Source organism: Leptotrichia buccalis C-1013-b (genome assembly GCF_000023905.1).
In the GTDB taxonomy this organism is placed as follows: Bacteria; Fusobacteriota; Fusobacteriia; order Fusobacteriales; family Leptotrichiaceae; genus Leptotrichia; species Leptotrichia buccalis.
On record NC_013192.1, the window covers coordinates 418,823 to 434,893 of the forward strand.

Genomic DNA, 16,071 nt, shown 5'->3' on the forward strand with positions numbered 1-16,071 from the left:
TTAAGTGAGGCCCTTTTGTTATTCATTCATATAACCGTGTATCAGCCTTGTGGCGTTCGTTTAAAATTTTTTTTGATAAATACCTTGCCTTGAATAAAATAAGTCTCAAAATGATACTATTTTTATCAAAAATAATTTTAAACAAAAAATAAAGCTATTTATCGCTCTAAATTTCAGTTTTTATGGTAACATCTTAATATATATTGTTTTTTGTATGGGTTTATCATTTAAAATACCACCATACAAATAATTAGCCGTTATGTCTGCCAATCTTATCATAGGTATTTTTTCAGATTTACAATGCTTCACTTCTAAATTTTTTAAATTTTTAAAGATAGGTTCAAAATATATTTCATAATTGGAATTAAAAGTACCTCTTTTAAATTCTTGTAATAATCCTTCTTTAAAATCATACTTCCCATTAGTTGCTGTTGTGTGTTCATCTACAAACACATAAATATTTTCAACTTCATCTTTTTTTATTCTTCTTTCAGCTATTAACTTTTTAAAACAATCTTTAATTCCAATTTTATAAGCATAATCTAGGTATCGCTGTTTATCTTTTTTATCTGCAAAAATTTTTTTATGTATTTCCTTTTGATTTATTATAATACCAAATTTTATAATATTGCTAGTTGCATTCATAATTTTATATTTTTGTTTTCCATTTAATATATTAGCTTTTATTTCCACATTTTTAAAATTTTCATTGTTATTTTTTAAAGTTCGTTCAATATTTTTATATTTTCGATTCATCACATCTCTATCATTTTTATTTAAAAAAATAACACCACCATAAACATAGTATTCGTTATGGTTAATATCAAAAACTCCAGATTCATCTGAATAAACGTATATATCCATAAAAAAATCCTTTCAAAAAAAATACCACCAAAACGGTGGTCTCTGTGGCTGGCGTTCTTAGATAACGCTTAAACTTTCATTCAGTAACATCACAGATATACAGCGTAAGTACCCTTACCTGCAATATAATTATATAATAAAAATATACAGAAGTCAACTTTTATTTTAATTTTTTATAATAATTTATAAATAATCCATAATTAACGGTTGCTAATTTTCTCAAAAAAATTATATATATTTTAAAGCCCGCACTAAATAAAATCAAGAAAATAGTGCCATATTTATAGGGATGGCTTTCCAAAATGTAGAGACTTTATCTCATAGGTTTTGTCAAAGATACACTCTCGGATAACTCCGTATAAGCCCCATAGAGAACGTTTAAACTCATTTTTGATATTTTCCCCTTGAATAACAAAAATAAACTCTTAAATCGGCTCTTAAAAAAACTCACTATCTAACATAGTGAGAAAAAATAATACAATAACTAAATTTAATATTGTTTCTAGTTGGATTTTCCATTTTTAAAATTTACAGATAATGTTGAATTTTTTTATAAAATTAGAGATTTTTATTCTAACAATTTCTTGTTGGACTAACGTTGGACTATTTTTAAAATTCAGTCCTTGTTTTACTAGGTTTTCTTTAAAAAGGATGTTGATTCTTCAAAACTTCATAAAAATATTTTAAAAAGAGTGTATAAAAAAATTTAATGTGATGTTTAGGCTGTTCTTAAATATTTTACTTTGTTTATTTTTTAGTATAAAAATTAAAATATTAAAATACCTGTCTCTATTTTCAATGTAAATTTTTCTTGCGAAATACCTAGATTTATGAGATAATTTTAATATATTAAAGTATTTAAATTTTAAAATTGGAGGTATCAGAATGAACGATAGAATCGTTATCACAGTTATTGGAACAGATAAAACAGGAATTGTTGCGAATGTATCGACAAAGTTAAGTGAACTTAATTTGAATATTATTGATATAACTCAAAAAGTGTTTGAAAATGATATTTTTGCGATGATTATGCTTGTGGAAGCTCCTAAAAATACGGATATAAAAGGATTACAGGAAGAGTTTAAGGCGGTTGAGGAAAAGATTGGAGTAAGAGTTTACTTGCAGCATGAAAATATTTTCAAGGCGATGCACAGAATATAATTTTTCAGAATTTTTCGAGAGCAATTATTATAAGGAATTTAGGAGGGAAAAATGAATTTATTACCTGATGAGATACTGGAAACTATAGATATGGTAGAAATGCAGCACCTTGATGTGAGAACTGTCACAATGGGAATAAGCCTGCTTGATTGCATTGATACAGATGCCGAAAAGACAGCAGAAAACATTTATAACAAAATTACAGAAAATGGAAAAGATTTAGTAAAAATCGCCGATGAAGTAGCAAGCAAATACAATATGCCAATTATTAACAAAAGAGTTTCAGTCACTCCAATTTCAATAATTGGAAACGCAACAAATACAGAAGATTACACAATTTTCGCAAAAGCGCTAGATAAAGCGGCGAAAACAATCGGAATTGACTTTATTGGAGGATTCTCAGCACTTGTGGACAAAGGTTTTACAAAAAGTGATGTTAAGCTTATAAACAGTATTCCGAAGGCACTTTCTGAAACAGACAGAGTTTGCTCCTCTGTAAATGTAGGCTCTACAAAGTCAGGAATCAACTTGGATGCTGTAAAAATGATGGGAAAAACTGTAAAGGAACTGGCTGAACTTTCCAAAGATAAAGACGGACTGGCAGCTGCAAAATTTGTCGTATTTACAAATGCTGTTCCAGATAATCCATTTATGGCGGGTGCATTTCATGGGGTAGAAAATCCAGATGTTGTGCTAAACGTTGGAATTAGTGGGCCAGGGGTTGTAAGACACACACTTGCTAACATTTCAAAAACGGCAAAAATTGATGAAATAACGGAAGCAATAAAAAAAGTAAGTTTCAAAATCACAAGAATGGGAGAATTAATCGGAAAAGAAGTTGCTGAAAGACTTGGCGTTGAATTTGGAATAATCGACTTGTCACTTGCACCAACTCCAGCAGTAGGCGATAGTGTTGGAAATGTACTGGAGGAATTTGGACTGGAAGCAGTCGGAGCTTATGGAACAACACTTGCACTTGCAATATTGAATGACGCTGTAAAAAAAGGCGGAGCAATGGCTGCAACTCGTGTCGGAGGCTTGACAGGAGCATTTATCCCAGTAAGTGAAGATCAGGGAATGATTGAAGCTACAAGCAAAGGATATTTAACACTTGAAAAACTGGAGGCAATGACTTGTGTATGTTCTGTTGGACTTGATATGATAGCTATTCCAGGTGATACCTCAGAAGCTGTAATTTCTGGAATAATAGCCGATGAAATGGCAATCGGCATGGTAAACAGCAAAACTACTGCAGTCAGAATAATCCCAGTTCCTGGTAAAAAAGCAGGGGATAGAGTAGTATTTGGGGGACTTCTTGGAGAAGCAGATATTATAAACATAAATAATTTAGATTGCTCTGTGTTAATTAATCGTGGTGGAAAAGTAGCTCCGCCAATTCAGGCATTGAAAAATTAATTTAAAAATATACTCGAACCCATTTAAAACCGAACTATTGAAAATTATATAAATTTAGGGTTTGAGTAAAATAGTCATAGCTTTTGAGTTCGGCTTTAAAGCAGTTTTACTATACAACAAATAAAAAATAGAAAGTTAGGATTTACTCTTGGCTTTCTTTTTAAACTATAATATAAAATAAGGAGTAATAAAATGTATCATATAAAAGATGAAGAATTTTTAAGAGGAAAAGTTCCTATGACAAAAGAGGAAATTCGTTTTGTAAGTCTTGGAAAAATGGAGATGAAAGATGACGATATTTGTCTTGACATTGGTGGTGGAACTGGTTCTGTAAGTATGGAAATGGCGAGATTTGCACGAAACGGAAAAGTTTTTGTAATCGAGAGAAATGATGAGGCAGTTGAGCTAATTCATAAAAACAAGGAAAAGTTAGGATTGGAAAATATTACTGTAATTAAAGGAATGGCTCCAGATGGACTAAAAGACTTAAATACAAAGTTTAATAAAATTTTTATTGGAGGTTCTGCTGGAAATCTGGTGGAAATTATAAAATATTCTTATGATAACCTTGTTGACGATGGAATTTTAGTACTAAATTTTATCGTACTGGAAAATATTTTCACGGCTGTTGAGGAATTAAAAAAATACGACTTTAAAGATGTGGATATTTGTCAATTAATTGTAAGTAAAAGCAGAAAAATTAAGGATTTTAATATGATGATGGCAGAAAATCCAATTTATGTGATTACTGCGAAGAAATAGTGATAGATTGTATAATAAAATGCAAAAAATTTATTACAAAATTGTGTGTATTTACAAAAATATGTTATCGTGTTATTATATTATTATGAGTTATCAAAAAATTTAGAATATGATAATTTATAAAGAAAATAATGTAAACACCTGTAAAAGCATTGGCTCAAAGTGTTCCAAATGTTATGATGAATGGGCATCAGGATTGGTTGAGCGGACTAGTTAAATTTGCAAAAGGAGAAATAAAATAATAGCTAAAATAGGTTGGATAGGATTGGGGCAAATGGGGACTCCTATGGTAGAAAATTTATTAAAAGCTTCTGTAGATGTGACAGTTTACAATAGAAGTTTTGATAAAACTTTACCACTTGTAGAAAAAGGAGCTAAAAACACAAAAAATGTGGAAGAAATTTTTGAACAAAATGATATTATATTCTTTATGATTTCAAATTATAGTGCAGCACTAGAAATTTTAAATGAAAATGTCTTATCAAAAATAAAAGGTAAAAAAATAGTAAATATGAGTACTATTTCACCTACTGAAAGTAAAGCTGTAGGAAAACTTGTTATTGAAAATAATGGAAAATATATTGAAGCACCAGTATCTGGATCAGTAGGAGCTGCTACTGCTGGAGTTTTATTAATATTAGTTGGTGTAAATGAAGCTGATACAAAAGATTTATATTCAATTTTTGATATTTTAGGAAGTAAAACATACTATTTTGGAGAGTTAGGAAAAGCAACTGGAGCAAAATTAGTATTGAATTCTTTACTTGGAATATTTGGAGAAGCTTATAGTGAAGTATTATTATTAGCACAAAATTTTGGAATAGATACAGAAACTATTGTAAATGCTATTTCAGATTCTAGAATGAGTTCGCCACTATTTCAGGAAAAAAAGATATGTTTACAAACAGAGAATATCCTGCAGCATTTATGCTTAAACATATGACAAAAGACTTGAAATTATCAAATGAAGAAATCGAAAATAGAAAATTATCATTGCCATTAATTCAAAATACAACTAAAAATTATTCAGAAGCATTAGAACAAGGGTATGGAGAACAAGATATGGCAGCTATTTTTGAAATTTTAAGTAAGAAAAATAATTAATTATAAAGTATTTTAATTTTAAACATACATAAATTATATATCAAAAGTCTATTAAAAAAAATAATAGACTTTTTTATTATGTTCTCAAATCTGTTTAAAATCAAACTATAAAAAAAATAAAAACCTAATACTATTCCCCGTTTAAATAGCGAATATTTAATAAATTTTGAATTACATACTATTATTAGTAAAGAATTAAAACTTTTTGTCCTTAACATAGTTCTATTTTATAATGGGATTTAGTATCAGATTATTTTATTTAAATATAGGTTTTTACTATTTTTATTAGTTTTTTCTTTTTTTCGCAGGATTGCTCATTGCCGCAAATCCTTATCTTGCAGTAAAGGTTTATCCTGATAATTAAAATTGTGGCAAGATTGCTACGCAATACCTATGGCTAGACTACAACTTTTTTTTCCCGACTCCGAAACTCCTCCTTATAGTCGTCAAATAGTCGTAGCTGAACAAATAAAAGCTCCGTTGGTTTATTAAAACAAAAAAATTATATTTTAATTATTTTGAAATACTAGATTTTTATCCTTTGTTGGAAAAATTTGTAATAAATTCGTTATTTAAATGGGGTTTAGTATAAAACTAATTTTGAAGTTATTACAAAAATTAAAAGTATTTTTAAAAAAAATATGTTATAATTACAAAAGATATAAATTCAAAAAAAGGAAAGATTAAAAATGAATAGATTAAATTGGAAAAGAATTTATGAAGAACCTGAAAAAAATGATGGTTTTAGAGTGTTCGTAGATAGACTGTGGGCAAGGGGAATAAAAAAAGAAGATGCCAAAATTGATTACTGGGCAAAAGAAATTACACCTACAAAGGAGCTTAGGGAAGATTATCACAAAGGAAGAATTAATTTTGAAACGTTTTCAGCAGGATATTTGAATGAATTGGAAAAAAATCCTGATTTTGATAAGTTTTTACAAAAAATAAAAACTGAACTAATTTCAAAAAATGTTACAATGGTTTTTGCAAGCAAGATTCCTGAAATTAGTCATATTCCGATTTTAAAAAAGTATTTGGAAAATAAATTATAAAAAGAGGAGAAAAAGATGATTGCAACATTATGCTATCTTGAAAAGGATAATAAATATTTGATGTTATACAGAAATAAAAAAGAAATTGATATAAATAAGGGAAAATGGATTGGTGTTGGCGGAAAGCTGGAAAATGGAGAAACTCCTGAACAGTGTTTGGTGCGGGAAGTTTGGGAAGAAACAGGATATAAATTGAATACTTATAAATATAGAGGAATTGTGATTTTTAACTATAATGAAGATGAGCCTTTATTTATATATGTTTACACAAGTTCAGATTTTTCTGGAGTGGAAAAGGAATGTGATGAAGGAGACTTGAAATGGATTCCAAAAGATGAAGTTTTAAACTTAGAATTATGGGAAGGTGATAAAATATTTTTAAAATTATTATTTGAAAATTCTCCATTTTTCTACTTAACTTTAGATTATGAAAATGACAACGTAATTAACTCAAAGCTAGAGTTTAAGCAAAAATATAGCTGTTTTGAAGTTTTTGTACCAGAAAATTATGTGGAAAAAATTGTGGAAAACTTGCAAAGATATTCGCTTTTAACAGAAGGGTTTTATGCAGATGTTTATTCTACGACTGATACAGTTGGGCATTGGAAAACGTTGGAAGGCGGGAATCCTTTTGATGGGGAAGTTGGAAAAGCGAGTATAGCCAATGAGAAAATAATGCGATTTCGGGTAAAAACAGATTTTGAAGAACTGGCGTATCATTTGGTAAAAGAAGCTCATCCCTACGAAACGCCTGTAATTAATGTGTTTAGGATGGAAGTTTAAAAATTTTTTTAGAAAAATTAAAAAAGTAGGAAGGAAAATTGGTTATGAAAAAAATAATTTACGCAATTACTGTTTTTTTAACAATAAATTTTGGCTTGAATGCGTATACTTTGAGGGAAAATGTTCAGGAAACACTTTCAAAAAGAGGAGTGAAGCAAAGTGTAATTGATGAAACAGCGGACTTTTTGTTAGATTCAAGAGGTAAAATATCTATTATTCCACAGCAAGATGAAATTGATAGTTTGATTGACAGAGCAGAAACGTTGCTGAAAAAAGATAAAAATAATATCGTGATTAAGCAATATTTATCGTCAATGTATTTGAAAAAAGGTGGAAATAAGAATACTTTAAAGGCACAAAAAATAAATGAAGAAAACTTAAAAGATAAAGGAATTACCGATTTTGAAAAATGGAGTGTAACAGGACTATATTATTACCAAATCGGAGAAAAGAAAAAGGCTCAAGAATATTTTAACAAAATTAAAGAAAAATACAAGGAAAAGCCTGCCGTTTATAATTTAATTGAAATAGTGATGATGGATATTGATGTATTAAGAGACAGCAAAAATTTTAGCCAACTTATCGTAGATACTGCAACTAATGAAAAAAAGATGAAAGAAATTCAGGAAATATCTAAAAAACAAGTTGAAAAAATGAAAATAGTTAAAGATTTCTTTCAATCAGAAGAAAGTAAAAGAGAATTTGGTGTTGTAGATGAGTTAGTTTACTCTTTTGATTTATTATTAAATCTTTCAAAAATTAATGAGATAATGCAAAAAGATTTGAAACAGGATGGAGAATTTAAAATAAAAACTATAAGAGAAGCAACTGATTATTATTTAAAAAATATTGCAAATAATGAAAAAATGACAGAAGATTCAATAAAATACAATATAATATTGGAAAATATGTATTTGAGAATAATGGTAATATTAGTGTCAGATGATGAAAAAGAAAGTGCAGAATTTTCAAAAAAATTAGAAAAAAGTAAACTTTATAGAATATTTGAAAAACTATAAAAATAAGTATAAAAAAATTGCTTAAAAATCAAATATGAAAAGGAGAGAAAATGAGAACAGCAATTTATTGCGTAAGTAAAAACGGATATAAAACTTGTTTAAAAGTAAAAGAAAATGTGTACAATAATTTGCATATTTACGTATCAGGAAGAGTAGCTAACTTGCTAAATCTTGAAAATGAAAATAACGAAAATTTAATTGTAATAAATGAAAGAGTGCCAATTTTGCTGGAAAAGACATTTAATAAATATGATTTACACATATTTGTCGCAGCGACTGGAGCAGTTGTGAGAATTATTGAAGGAAAATTTAAAAGCAAGGATACTGACCCAGCAGTTATAACGATTGATGATCACGCTAATTTTGTGATTTCATTGCTTTCGGGACATCTTGGAGGGGCAAATGAAGAATGTAAAAAAATTGCGAATGGAATTGGAGCGATTCCAGTAATTACAACAGCATCTGATGTTGGTGGAAAAATAGCGGTTGATACACTATCACAAAAAATCAAAGCCAAATTAAATGATTTGGATGGAGCAAAGAGAGTAACTTCGTTAATTGTAAATGGAGAAAATGTAAGCCTTCATTTACCAAAAAATATTGTAAATCACGATGAAAATAGTGCTGGAGCAATAATTGTGTCAAATAGAAAAAATATTGAAATCTCAAAAATTATTCCACAGAATATTTTTATTGGTATTGGATGCAAAAGAGGAGTTAGCAAGGAACACATTATCGAAAAACTAAAATATGCAATGGATAAACAGAATTTGGAGCTTTCAGCTATAAAAATGGCAGGATCTGCATGGGTAAAATCTGATGAAATAGGACTTCTTGAAGCAATGGAAGAGCTTGATATTCCAATAAAATTTTTTAAAAAGGAAGAAATTTTGAAACTGGAAGATTTGATTGAAGAAAAATCGGAATACGTAAAAAAAACTATTGGAGTTTATGGAGTTTCTGAGCCTTGTGCATTTCTTGCTTCCAGCGGGAAAGGAGCATTTTTAGCAAAAAAAATAAAACTGGATGGTATGACATTGTCGATTTTTGAAGAGGATTCGAGAAGTGTATAATTTGAAGTTTTAAAATAAAACTAGTAATTTTTGAATTTTGATAAAATTGATAAATTTTTTAATAATTATTGTATACTCAAACTTCTCTAAAGTCAAACTATGAAAATAACGGTTATAAATTTTTTTTACAGTGAAAAAAATTGATTTATAGTTTGATTTTAAAGGGGTTTGAGGATATTTTAAAAATAAACAAAAAATAAGGAGAGAAAAAATGAACAAAAATGGAAAAATTTATGTAGTAGGAATTGGGCCTGGAAAAAAGGCAGATATGACTTTTAAGGCTTATGAAGCAATGGAAAAAAGTGATATAATCGTTGGGTACAAAACTTATACTGACTTGATTAAAGAATATTTTCCAAATACGGAAATAAAAAGTTCAAGTATGATGAAGGAAGTTGACAGATGTATCGAAGTTCTAGAGCTTGCAAAATCTGGGAAAAATGTAGCTTTGATTAGTAGCGGAGATGCTGGAGTATACGGTATGGCTGGAATTATGTATGAAGTTGTTGATGAAAAGGACGATGTAGAAATTGAAGTAATCCCAGGAATTACTGCGGCAAATGCTGCAGCTGCAATCGTTGGAGCACCAATTATGCACGATTATGTAACAATTAGCTTAAGTAATCTTTTAACAGACTGGGAATTAATAAAAAAACGTATTGAACTCGCAGCACAAGGTGATTTTATCATAAGTTTATACAATCCAAAAAGCAAAGGCAGAACAACACAAATTGTTGAAGCACAAGAAATTATGTTAAAATACAAATCAAAAGATACTCCAGTTGCAATTGTAAGAAATGCTGGACGTGAAACTGAAGAGCATGAAATTACAACACTTGAGAAAATGCTTGACTCTGAAATAAATATGCTTACAATTGTATTAATTGGAAATTCAAATACTTTTGTGAAAAAAGGGAAAATAGTTACACCTAGAGGGTATGAGAAGAAATATGAATACTAGTGTAAAATAGTAAAAATTAATAAAAAATATTGAAAGATTGTCTCTAAAATTAAATGACATTCTAAAATCAAGAAAAGTAAAAAATAAAACAATCGGACTATCTAAACTATAAAATTATCAGATAGTCCTCTTCAATATTGTTATTTTTATTCACTAATTTCTCACAAGACTTGCATTAATTATAGCATACAGGTTTTTCGCATCTTTTTCAAATTTTACGCTATACTTATAACCTTTTCCAGTTTTTTCTATATTTTCAGGCAGTTTACTCAATTCAAGCCCATTTTCTGTATTAATTAGAATAACTTTTAAATTTTTTATATTTTTTACAGGTTTATTTTTAAAGACTACATTTATATCAAGGTTAATTTGTTTATTTTTCTCAACAAGTATTTTTTCCTTTTCAGTTTCAGATAAATCTGTAACTTTTGGAGAAATTTTTACAATTTCAGGCTTTTCTGGGGCAGCTCCTTCACTGTTTGTAAGAATTAGTATTTTGTCATTTTGTTTTGCCGTATTTGATATTTCAAATACAATTTTTTCAAAATTCTTAATATCCTTTACTTTAACATTTTTTGCTTTCAAATCAAGTGTATTTCCAGTTATGACATCAACAGGTGTAGGTTTATTATCTTTTATGTTTATATTACGACTCCCTCTTCCTCCAAACAGTACACTTTCTTCCCCAAATGTTACTAAATTACCTTCTATTACAATTTTATTATTTATCGCAGAGCCTCTATGGCTATAACCACCATAAACATTACCACCAATTTTAGATTTTCCTTTTATTGTTATTGTATTATTACTTACTACTGAACTTTGTCCAGCACCACCATAGACACTTCCACCTCTTACTGTCTTCACTCCATTTTTTTCCCAATATCCGTTTGTTGCAAGAATACCGCCATTAATAATCACGTGGTTATTTTTTATTTCAGAAAATTTGTTATTGCTGTCTTCTGCTGCTCCAAATACACGCTCAAGAGGTTTTCCGCCAGAATTGATATAGATTGTATTGCCTTCAGAACTTGAGGAAATACCAAATGAATTTTCCAGTTTTTCAAATCCTAATATTTGGATGGATTTACTTTCTTTTGGATAAGTCACTGTTTCTTTTGCAATAAGATTCGTACTCAATATTGTGATCCCTGCCAAAATAATTAACACTTTTTTTAATTGATTTCTGATTTTCATAATATCATCCTCCTAAAAATAAAATATTTTTTCAAAACTATATACTAATCCCAATTTTATTTATTTAATGACAAAGGGGATTGTCTCTTTCTTAAAAAGTATAAATGGTTTAAATAGGAAATTGCATTAAATACATTTTACTCCTAATTAATTTGAATGTCAATTATTAAGTTACTCAAAATATTTTTTTTTATAAAAAAGGTGTATTGTATAATCAAGTGTAACAATTCTGATAAAGTTGTCTCGTCCACTAAAACTGTATATGAAATGATTCATAAAGGACAAATAGATGGAATAAAGCTATATTTGCTTCCAAGACTTGTTAAACTTAAGCCTAGAAAGAAGAAAAATGGTCATAGTAAATCATCCTAAGAAGAACAAAAAAGTTTTAGGAAATTCTATTGAGAAAAGGCCTGAACATATTAACAGCCGTTCAGAAAAAGGGTATTATAAAATTGATGCAGTCAAGGGGAAAAATGGGAAAGAAAAGGAGATACCAAAGATACAGGAAGCATTAAATGGAAGATATAGAAAAATATTTTTTATATTATTTTTACTTTTTTGTTGCACTTGACTTGAGACAATACACCTTTTTATAAAAAAATATAGCTCAACTTCTTCAAAATAAACTAATTTAAATTAGATAAAACTAGGATTTTACTAGAATAATCATAACTTTTGAGTTCACTTTAAAGTAGTTTTGCTATATTTTTCTAATTATTTATGTTTTTTGTATGCTCTAATTCTATTTGGCAGTGAAAATAATTTTATAAATCCTTCAGCGTCTTTATGGCTGTACAATTCACTTGCTCCAAATGACGAAATTTCTTCATCATATAATGCAAAATCAGTAAATCTTCCAGCTATTTTCACACTTCCCTTGTACAATTTCAATTTTATCGTACCTGTCACATTTTTAGAAGTTTTATCTATAAATGCGTCAAGACCTTCCCGTAAAGGTGTGAACCATTGTCCAGAATAAGCTATACTTGCATATTTTTGTGAAATCATTTTTTTAAAGTCAAATGTGTCTTTGTCTAAAATCAATGTTTCCAGATCTTTTAAAGCTTCCATCAGCAATGTTCCACCTGGAGTTTCATAAACTCCTCTTGATTTCATTCCAACCAGTCTATTTTCAACAATATCAATTACTCCGACACCATTTTCTCCAGCGATTTTATTTAGCTTTGTCAATAGTTCCACTGGTTCCAGTTCCTCACCATTTACTTTCACAGGCCATCCCTGTTCAAATGTTATATCTACATAAGTTGGCTTGTCGGGTGCTTTTTCTGGAGGAGTTGTCATCATATAGACAATGTCTTCCTTATGCTCATTTTCAAGCCCTTCAATATCTCCGCCTTCATGTGAAATATGCCAAAGATTTTGATCTCTTGAATAAATTTTTTCTTTTGTTACAGTAATCTTTATATCATTTTTCTGTGCATAATCAATTGCATCTTCTCTTGAAGAAATATCCCACATTCTCCAAGGTGCTAGTATTTTTAGTGTTGGATCTAAAGAAAAAACTCCAGTTTCAAATCTAACCTGGTCATTTCCTTTTCCTGTACAACCGTGACAAATATATGTTGCACCTTCCTTATGTGCTACTTCAACAAGAACTTTTGAAATAAGGGGTCTTGCAAAGGAAGTCCCAAGCAAGTATTTATTTTCATAAACTGCTCCTGCTCTTAACGCACGGAAAGCGTAATCTTTTACAAATTCAGCTTTTTTATCTTCTACATAAACTTTAGAAGCTCCTGATTCGATAGCCTTTACTTTTACAGCTTCCATATCTTCTTCCTGCCCGACATTTACACAGCAGGCGATTACTTCTAAATCATAATTTTCTTTTAGCCAAGGTATAATAATTGATGTATCAAGTCCACCTGAATAGGCTAAAACTACTTTTTCTTTTGCCATTTTGTTCCTTTCTTAATGTTAATTAAAATTTATTTGGAAAATTTTGTTTTAATACTTTATTCCAGCTGTCAACTTTACTTTTCTGAGTTTTCAAAAAGCTGTCTACATCTCCTTCAACTGTAACTTTTGTCATAATATCTCCATTAGACAATTTTTTTACAACATCCAAATCAGCATTAGATACAACTTCTCCAAAAATTGTATGATTACCGTTTAACCATTCAGTTGGAACAGTTGTAATAAAAAACTGACTTCCGTTTGTTCCAGGTCCGGCATTTGCCATAGCCAATTTCCCAGCTTTAGAAAAGTTTAAGCCATTATTTACTTCATCTTCAAATTTATATCCTGGACCTCCCATTCCTGTTCCAGTTGGATCTCCACCTTGAGCCATAAAATTTTCAATAACTCTGTGGAATTTTAATCCGTCGTAATACCCATGTTTTGCTAAATTTACGAAATTTGCTACTGTTACAGGTGATTTTTCTGGCAATAAATTAATATTGACATCACCTTTTGCAGTTGTAATTTTTACTTTCATTTTATACTCTTTACTGTATGATACCACACCGACAGTCGTCATCAATAAAAGCGATAACATTAGCAATGATAATTTCCTGATCATACATCTCCTTTCATTTTTATATTTGATTTATTTATTTTATCACATTGTGAAATATTTTCAAATAAATTTTTTCAATTCTTTATTTTCCGTCAAACACAGTCGGATATGCTTTGTCATTATTAAATGCCCATGAACCATCATGATAATAGATATTATTTTTTGAATCATAAACTAAATTTCGACCAGCTTTTAAATGCATATATTTATATTTTTTCAAATATTTTTCAGTTTTTTCAGTGTTTTGAATTAGAATACCAACTTTTACATCATTGTAAGTTTCACCATCAAATACACACTTTTCAAAGTCAATATCCACTCTGTAATCTTTATTGTTGATTTTTTTAAACTCACTATGACTTTTAGGAATATTGCAATAAGAATTTTTCTGTAATTTTGCAGTTTGTTCATGAACCTTTTTAGTTTCATTATCTCCAGCAAACATAACCATAGACACAGCAAATAATGCTAATATACTTTTTTTCATAATAAAATTCCTCCTAAATGTATTTTTATAATAATTTACTATAGTATATCATATTTTTATTAAATTTTCTAATCTTACTTTCTTCTTTTTTGCTTTTAAAATATAAAAAACTCCTTGAAATTAAATTGAAAAAATGATATGATTAAATATGTTAAATTACATAAAAATTGTATAAATAAAGGTTTTTTTTCTATAATGAAAATATAATTTCCCAGAAAATACTAATTTTTTAAGTTTTAAAAGTTAAAAAATAAAAAAAATATTTATATTTTATTATAGAAAATAAATACTATTTAGGAGACACATTGAATTTATTTATTTTAAAAATAATTGGAATAATAATAATGTTTTTGGATCATTGGCATTATATAGTTGGCGGAGATAAAATATTAAATGTTATTGGACGGGTTTCCTTTCCAATATTTGCATTTACACTTAGCGAAGGATATATTCATACACGAGATTTAAAAAAATACTTATTTAGATTGTTTATTTTTGCTATAAGTATTCAGATGCCGTCTATTCTGTTTAACTATAATTATCCAATGAATGTATTTTTTACATTATTTTTGGGGCTTTTGGCAATTTATATTTTTAATTTTAAAAATTTTTGGTTAAAATCGCCATTTGATTGGATTATAAAATTTATTCTAATTTCAATCATATTACTTTTATCTCAAAAATTTAATTTAGATTATAAAGCTTACGGAATTTTATTAATAATGAATTTTAATATTTTTAGAAATAATAAACTTTATATATTAATGAATTTTCTAATTTTGAATCTAATTAATCTTATTTTTCCAAATATTTTTAATTTAAGTGATATACAATTTTTTTCGTTAATTTCATTAATTTTTATTTTTATGTATAATGGTGGAAAGGGAAGAAGTATGAAATACTTTTTTTATTTATTTTATCCGTTACATTTTTTTATTTTGGAAATAATAAAAACTATTCAATAAATTTGGGGAGAAAAAATGACAAAAAAAGAAAGATTAAAAAAAATATTTCCAATATTAAAAGAAAAATTTGGTGAGCCAAAAGCAGCACTTGAATTTGAAACACCTTATCAGCTTATGGTAGCAGTAATTTTGTCAGCTCAATGTACTGATGCACGTGTAAATATTGTTACAAAAGAACTGTTTAAAGTGGTAAAAGAACCAGCAGATATAAGGAAAATGAATCAGGAAACTCTTGAAAAATACATAAAATCTACTGGTTTTTATAAAAATAAGGCTAAAAATATAAAATTAAATGCTGAAATGATGCTGGATAAATATAAAGATATAATTCCGAAAAAACTTGAAGAATTAATAGAACTCCCTGGTGTTGGAAGAAAAACAGCAAACGTTGTTTTAGGGGAACTTTGGAACATTCGGGAAGGAATTGTTGTAGACACTCACGTCAAAAGATTATCCAATCGGATAGGCTTTGTAAAAAACGACAATCCAGAAATTATTGAACGTGAACTTATGAAATTTATTCCTAAAAAATACTGGTTTGTATATTCACATTATTTAATTTTACATGGACGGGATAAATGTATCGCAAGAAAGCCCAAATGCGAAATATGTGAAATTAGAGATTATTGTAAATATAATGAAGAAAATTTAAAAAAAAGCAAAATTAACAACTAAATATAACAATAAT

General features: G+C 28.3%; 18 protein-coding genes. 13 read left to right on the forward strand and 5 right to left on the reverse strand.

Annotated features, from left to right (window positions below; all coding sequences use genetic code 11):
- Positions 1–180 precede the first annotated feature (180 nt).
- Positions 181–864: a DUF3800 domain-containing protein gene (locus tag LEBU_RS02050; RefSeq protein WP_012806503.1), complete on the reverse strand. Its 684-nt coding sequence runs from the start codon at positions 862–864 to the stop codon at positions 181–183.
- An 885-nt stretch (positions 865–1,749) separates the two neighbouring features.
- Here LEBU_RS02050 and LEBU_RS02055 point away from each other — a divergent pair.
- The 10 genes from LEBU_RS02055 (at position 1,750) to cobJ (ending at position 10,195) form a co-directional block, all read left to right on the forward strand.
- Positions 1,750–2,025, forward strand: a complete 276-nt coding sequence (locus LEBU_RS02055) for an ACT domain-containing protein (RefSeq protein ID WP_012806504.1) — start codon at positions 1,750–1,752, stop codon at positions 2,023–2,025.
- Positions 2,026–2,076: 51 nt separating this feature from the next.
- A complete protein-coding gene (locus tag LEBU_RS02060) occupies positions 2,077–3,441 on the forward strand; it encodes a PFL family protein (RefSeq protein ID WP_012806505.1) in 1,365 nt (454 codons plus the stop codon).
- A 192-nt stretch (positions 3,442–3,633) separates the two neighbouring features.
- Positions 3,634–4,203 carry a precorrin-6Y C5,15-methyltransferase (decarboxylating) subunit CbiT gene (gene cbiT / locus LEBU_RS02065; RefSeq protein ID WP_012806506.1) on the forward strand — a complete coding sequence of 190 codons (570 nt, stop codon included), beginning with the start codon at positions 3,634–3,636 and terminating at the stop codon, positions 4,201–4,203.
- Positions 4,204–4,453: 250 nt separating this feature from the next.
- Positions 4,454–5,146 carry an NAD(P)-dependent oxidoreductase gene (locus tag LEBU_RS02070; protein WP_275268889.1) on the forward strand — a complete coding sequence of 231 codons (693 nt, stop codon included), beginning with the start codon at positions 4,454–4,456 and terminating at the stop codon, positions 5,144–5,146.
- Positions 5,098–5,307, forward strand: a complete 210-nt coding sequence (locus LEBU_RS11980; protein WP_203415706.1) for an NAD-binding protein — start codon at positions 5,098–5,100, stop codon at positions 5,305–5,307. Before LEBU_RS02070 ends, LEBU_RS11980 begins: the two co-directional genes overlap by 49 nt.
- 689 nt (positions 5,308–5,996) lie before the next feature.
- Positions 5,997–6,359, forward strand: a complete 363-nt coding sequence (locus LEBU_RS02075) for a DUF488 domain-containing protein (protein WP_012806507.1) — start codon at positions 5,997–5,999, stop codon at positions 6,357–6,359.
- Positions 6,360–6,374: 15 nt separating this feature from the next.
- Positions 6,375–7,142, forward strand: coding sequence for an NUDIX hydrolase (locus LEBU_RS02080; protein WP_012806508.1), 768 nt, complete (start codon positions 6,375–6,377; stop codon positions 7,140–7,142).
- Between the two features lie 44 nt (positions 7,143–7,186).
- A complete protein-coding gene (locus tag LEBU_RS11555; protein ID WP_012806509.1) occupies positions 7,187–8,161 on the forward strand; it encodes a hypothetical protein in 975 nt (324 codons plus the stop codon).
- 50 nt (positions 8,162–8,211) lie between these two features.
- The gene (gene cbiG / locus LEBU_RS02090) at positions 8,212–9,234 is read left to right on the forward strand and encodes a cobalt-precorrin 5A hydrolase (protein WP_012806510.1); all 1,023 of its coding nucleotides are present in this window, start codon (positions 8,212–8,214) and stop codon (positions 9,232–9,234) included.
- Between the two features lie 211 nt (positions 9,235–9,445).
- Positions 9,446–10,195, forward strand: a complete 750-nt coding sequence (cobJ, locus tag LEBU_RS02095; protein WP_012806511.1) for a precorrin-3B C(17)-methyltransferase — start codon at positions 9,446–9,448, stop codon at positions 10,193–10,195.
- 153 nt (positions 10,196–10,348) lie between these two features.
- On the opposite strand, the gene LEBU_RS02100 is transcribed toward cobJ, so the two are convergent.
- Positions 10,349–11,392, reverse strand: a complete 1,044-nt coding sequence (locus tag LEBU_RS02100; protein ID WP_012806512.1) for a hypothetical protein — start codon at positions 11,390–11,392, stop codon at positions 10,349–10,351.
- 349 nt (positions 11,393–11,741) lie between these two features.
- On the opposite strand from LEBU_RS02100, the gene LEBU_RS02105 reads away from it, so the two are divergent.
- Positions 11,742–11,966, forward strand: coding sequence for a hypothetical protein (locus LEBU_RS02105; protein WP_012806513.1), 225 nt, complete (start codon positions 11,742–11,744; stop codon positions 11,964–11,966).
- Between the two features lie 143 nt (positions 11,967–12,109).
- Here the strand turns inward: LEBU_RS02105 and LEBU_RS02110 are convergent, their stop codons facing one another.
- From LEBU_RS02110 to LEBU_RS02120, 3 genes are all read right to left on the reverse strand, one after another.
- Complete coding sequence (locus LEBU_RS02110) at positions 12,110–13,312, reverse strand: argininosuccinate synthase (protein ID WP_012806514.1); 1,203 nt, start codon at positions 13,310–13,312, stop codon at positions 12,110–12,112.
- Between the two features lie 22 nt (positions 13,313–13,334).
- Complete coding sequence (locus tag LEBU_RS02115) at positions 13,335–13,934, reverse strand: peptidylprolyl isomerase (RefSeq protein WP_012806515.1); 600 nt, start codon at positions 13,932–13,934, stop codon at positions 13,335–13,337.
- 79 nt (positions 13,935–14,013) lie between these two features.
- Positions 14,014–14,418, reverse strand: a complete 405-nt coding sequence (locus tag LEBU_RS02120) for a hypothetical protein (RefSeq protein WP_012806516.1) — start codon at positions 14,416–14,418, stop codon at positions 14,014–14,016.
- 305 nt (positions 14,419–14,723) lie between these two features.
- Between LEBU_RS02120 and LEBU_RS02125 the strand changes: the two genes are divergently transcribed.
- Positions 14,724–15,383, forward strand: a complete 660-nt coding sequence (locus LEBU_RS02125) for a TraX family protein (protein WP_012806517.1) — start codon at positions 14,724–14,726, stop codon at positions 15,381–15,383.
- Between the two features lie 15 nt (positions 15,384–15,398).
- Entirely contained in the window at positions 15,399–16,058 is a 660-nt protein-coding gene (gene nth / locus LEBU_RS02130; protein ID WP_012806518.1) for an endonuclease III, read from the forward strand.
- The last annotated feature ends 13 nt before the right edge of the window (positions 16,059–16,071 follow it).

Excerpts from the sequence above, each read along its gene's own strand:
- LEBU_RS02050 (WP_012806503.1), bottom strand. The coding sequence starts at position 864 with ATGGATATATACGTTTATTCAGATGAATCTGGAGTTTTTGATATTAAC.
- LEBU_RS02055 (WP_012806504.1), top strand. The coding sequence starts at position 1,750 with ATGAACGATAGAATCGTTATCACAGTTATTGGAACAGATAAAACAGGA.
- LEBU_RS02060 (WP_012806505.1), top strand. The coding sequence starts at position 2,077 with ATGAATTTATTACCTGATGAGATACTGGAAACTATAGATATGGTAGAA.
- cbiT (WP_012806506.1), top strand. The coding sequence starts at position 3,634 with ATGTATCATATAAAAGATGAAGAATTTTTAAGAGGAAAAGTTCCTATG.
- LEBU_RS11980 (WP_203415706.1), top strand. The coding sequence starts at position 5,098 with ATGTTTACAAACAGAGAATATCCTGCAGCATTTATGCTTAAACATATG.
- LEBU_RS02075 (WP_012806507.1), top strand. The coding sequence starts at position 5,997 with ATGAATAGATTAAATTGGAAAAGAATTTATGAAGAACCTGAAAAAAAT.
- LEBU_RS02080 (WP_012806508.1), top strand. The coding sequence starts at position 6,375 with ATGATTGCAACATTATGCTATCTTGAAAAGGATAATAAATATTTGATG.
- LEBU_RS11555 (WP_012806509.1), top strand. The coding sequence starts at position 7,187 with ATGAAAAAAATAATTTACGCAATTACTGTTTTTTTAACAATAAATTTT.
- cbiG (WP_012806510.1), top strand. The coding sequence starts at position 8,212 with ATGAGAACAGCAATTTATTGCGTAAGTAAAAACGGATATAAAACTTGT.
- cobJ (WP_012806511.1), top strand. The coding sequence starts at position 9,446 with ATGAACAAAAATGGAAAAATTTATGTAGTAGGAATTGGGCCTGGAAAA.
- LEBU_RS02100 (WP_012806512.1), bottom strand. The coding sequence starts at position 11,392 with ATGAAAATCAGAAATCAATTAAAAAAAGTGTTAATTATTTTGGCAGGG.
- LEBU_RS02105 (WP_012806513.1), top strand. The coding sequence starts at position 11,742 with ATGGTCATAGTAAATCATCCTAAGAAGAACAAAAAAGTTTTAGGAAAT.
- LEBU_RS02110 (WP_012806514.1), bottom strand. The coding sequence starts at position 13,312 with ATGGCAAAAGAAAAAGTAGTTTTAGCCTATTCAGGTGGACTTGATACA.
- LEBU_RS02115 (WP_012806515.1), bottom strand. The coding sequence starts at position 13,934 with ATGATCAGGAAATTATCATTGCTAATGTTATCGCTTTTATTGATGACG.
- LEBU_RS02120 (WP_012806516.1), bottom strand. The coding sequence starts at position 14,418 with ATGAAAAAAAGTATATTAGCATTATTTGCTGTGTCTATGGTTATGTTT.
- nth (WP_012806518.1), top strand. The coding sequence starts at position 15,399 with ATGACAAAAAAAGAAAGATTAAAAAAAATATTTCCAATATTAAAAGAA.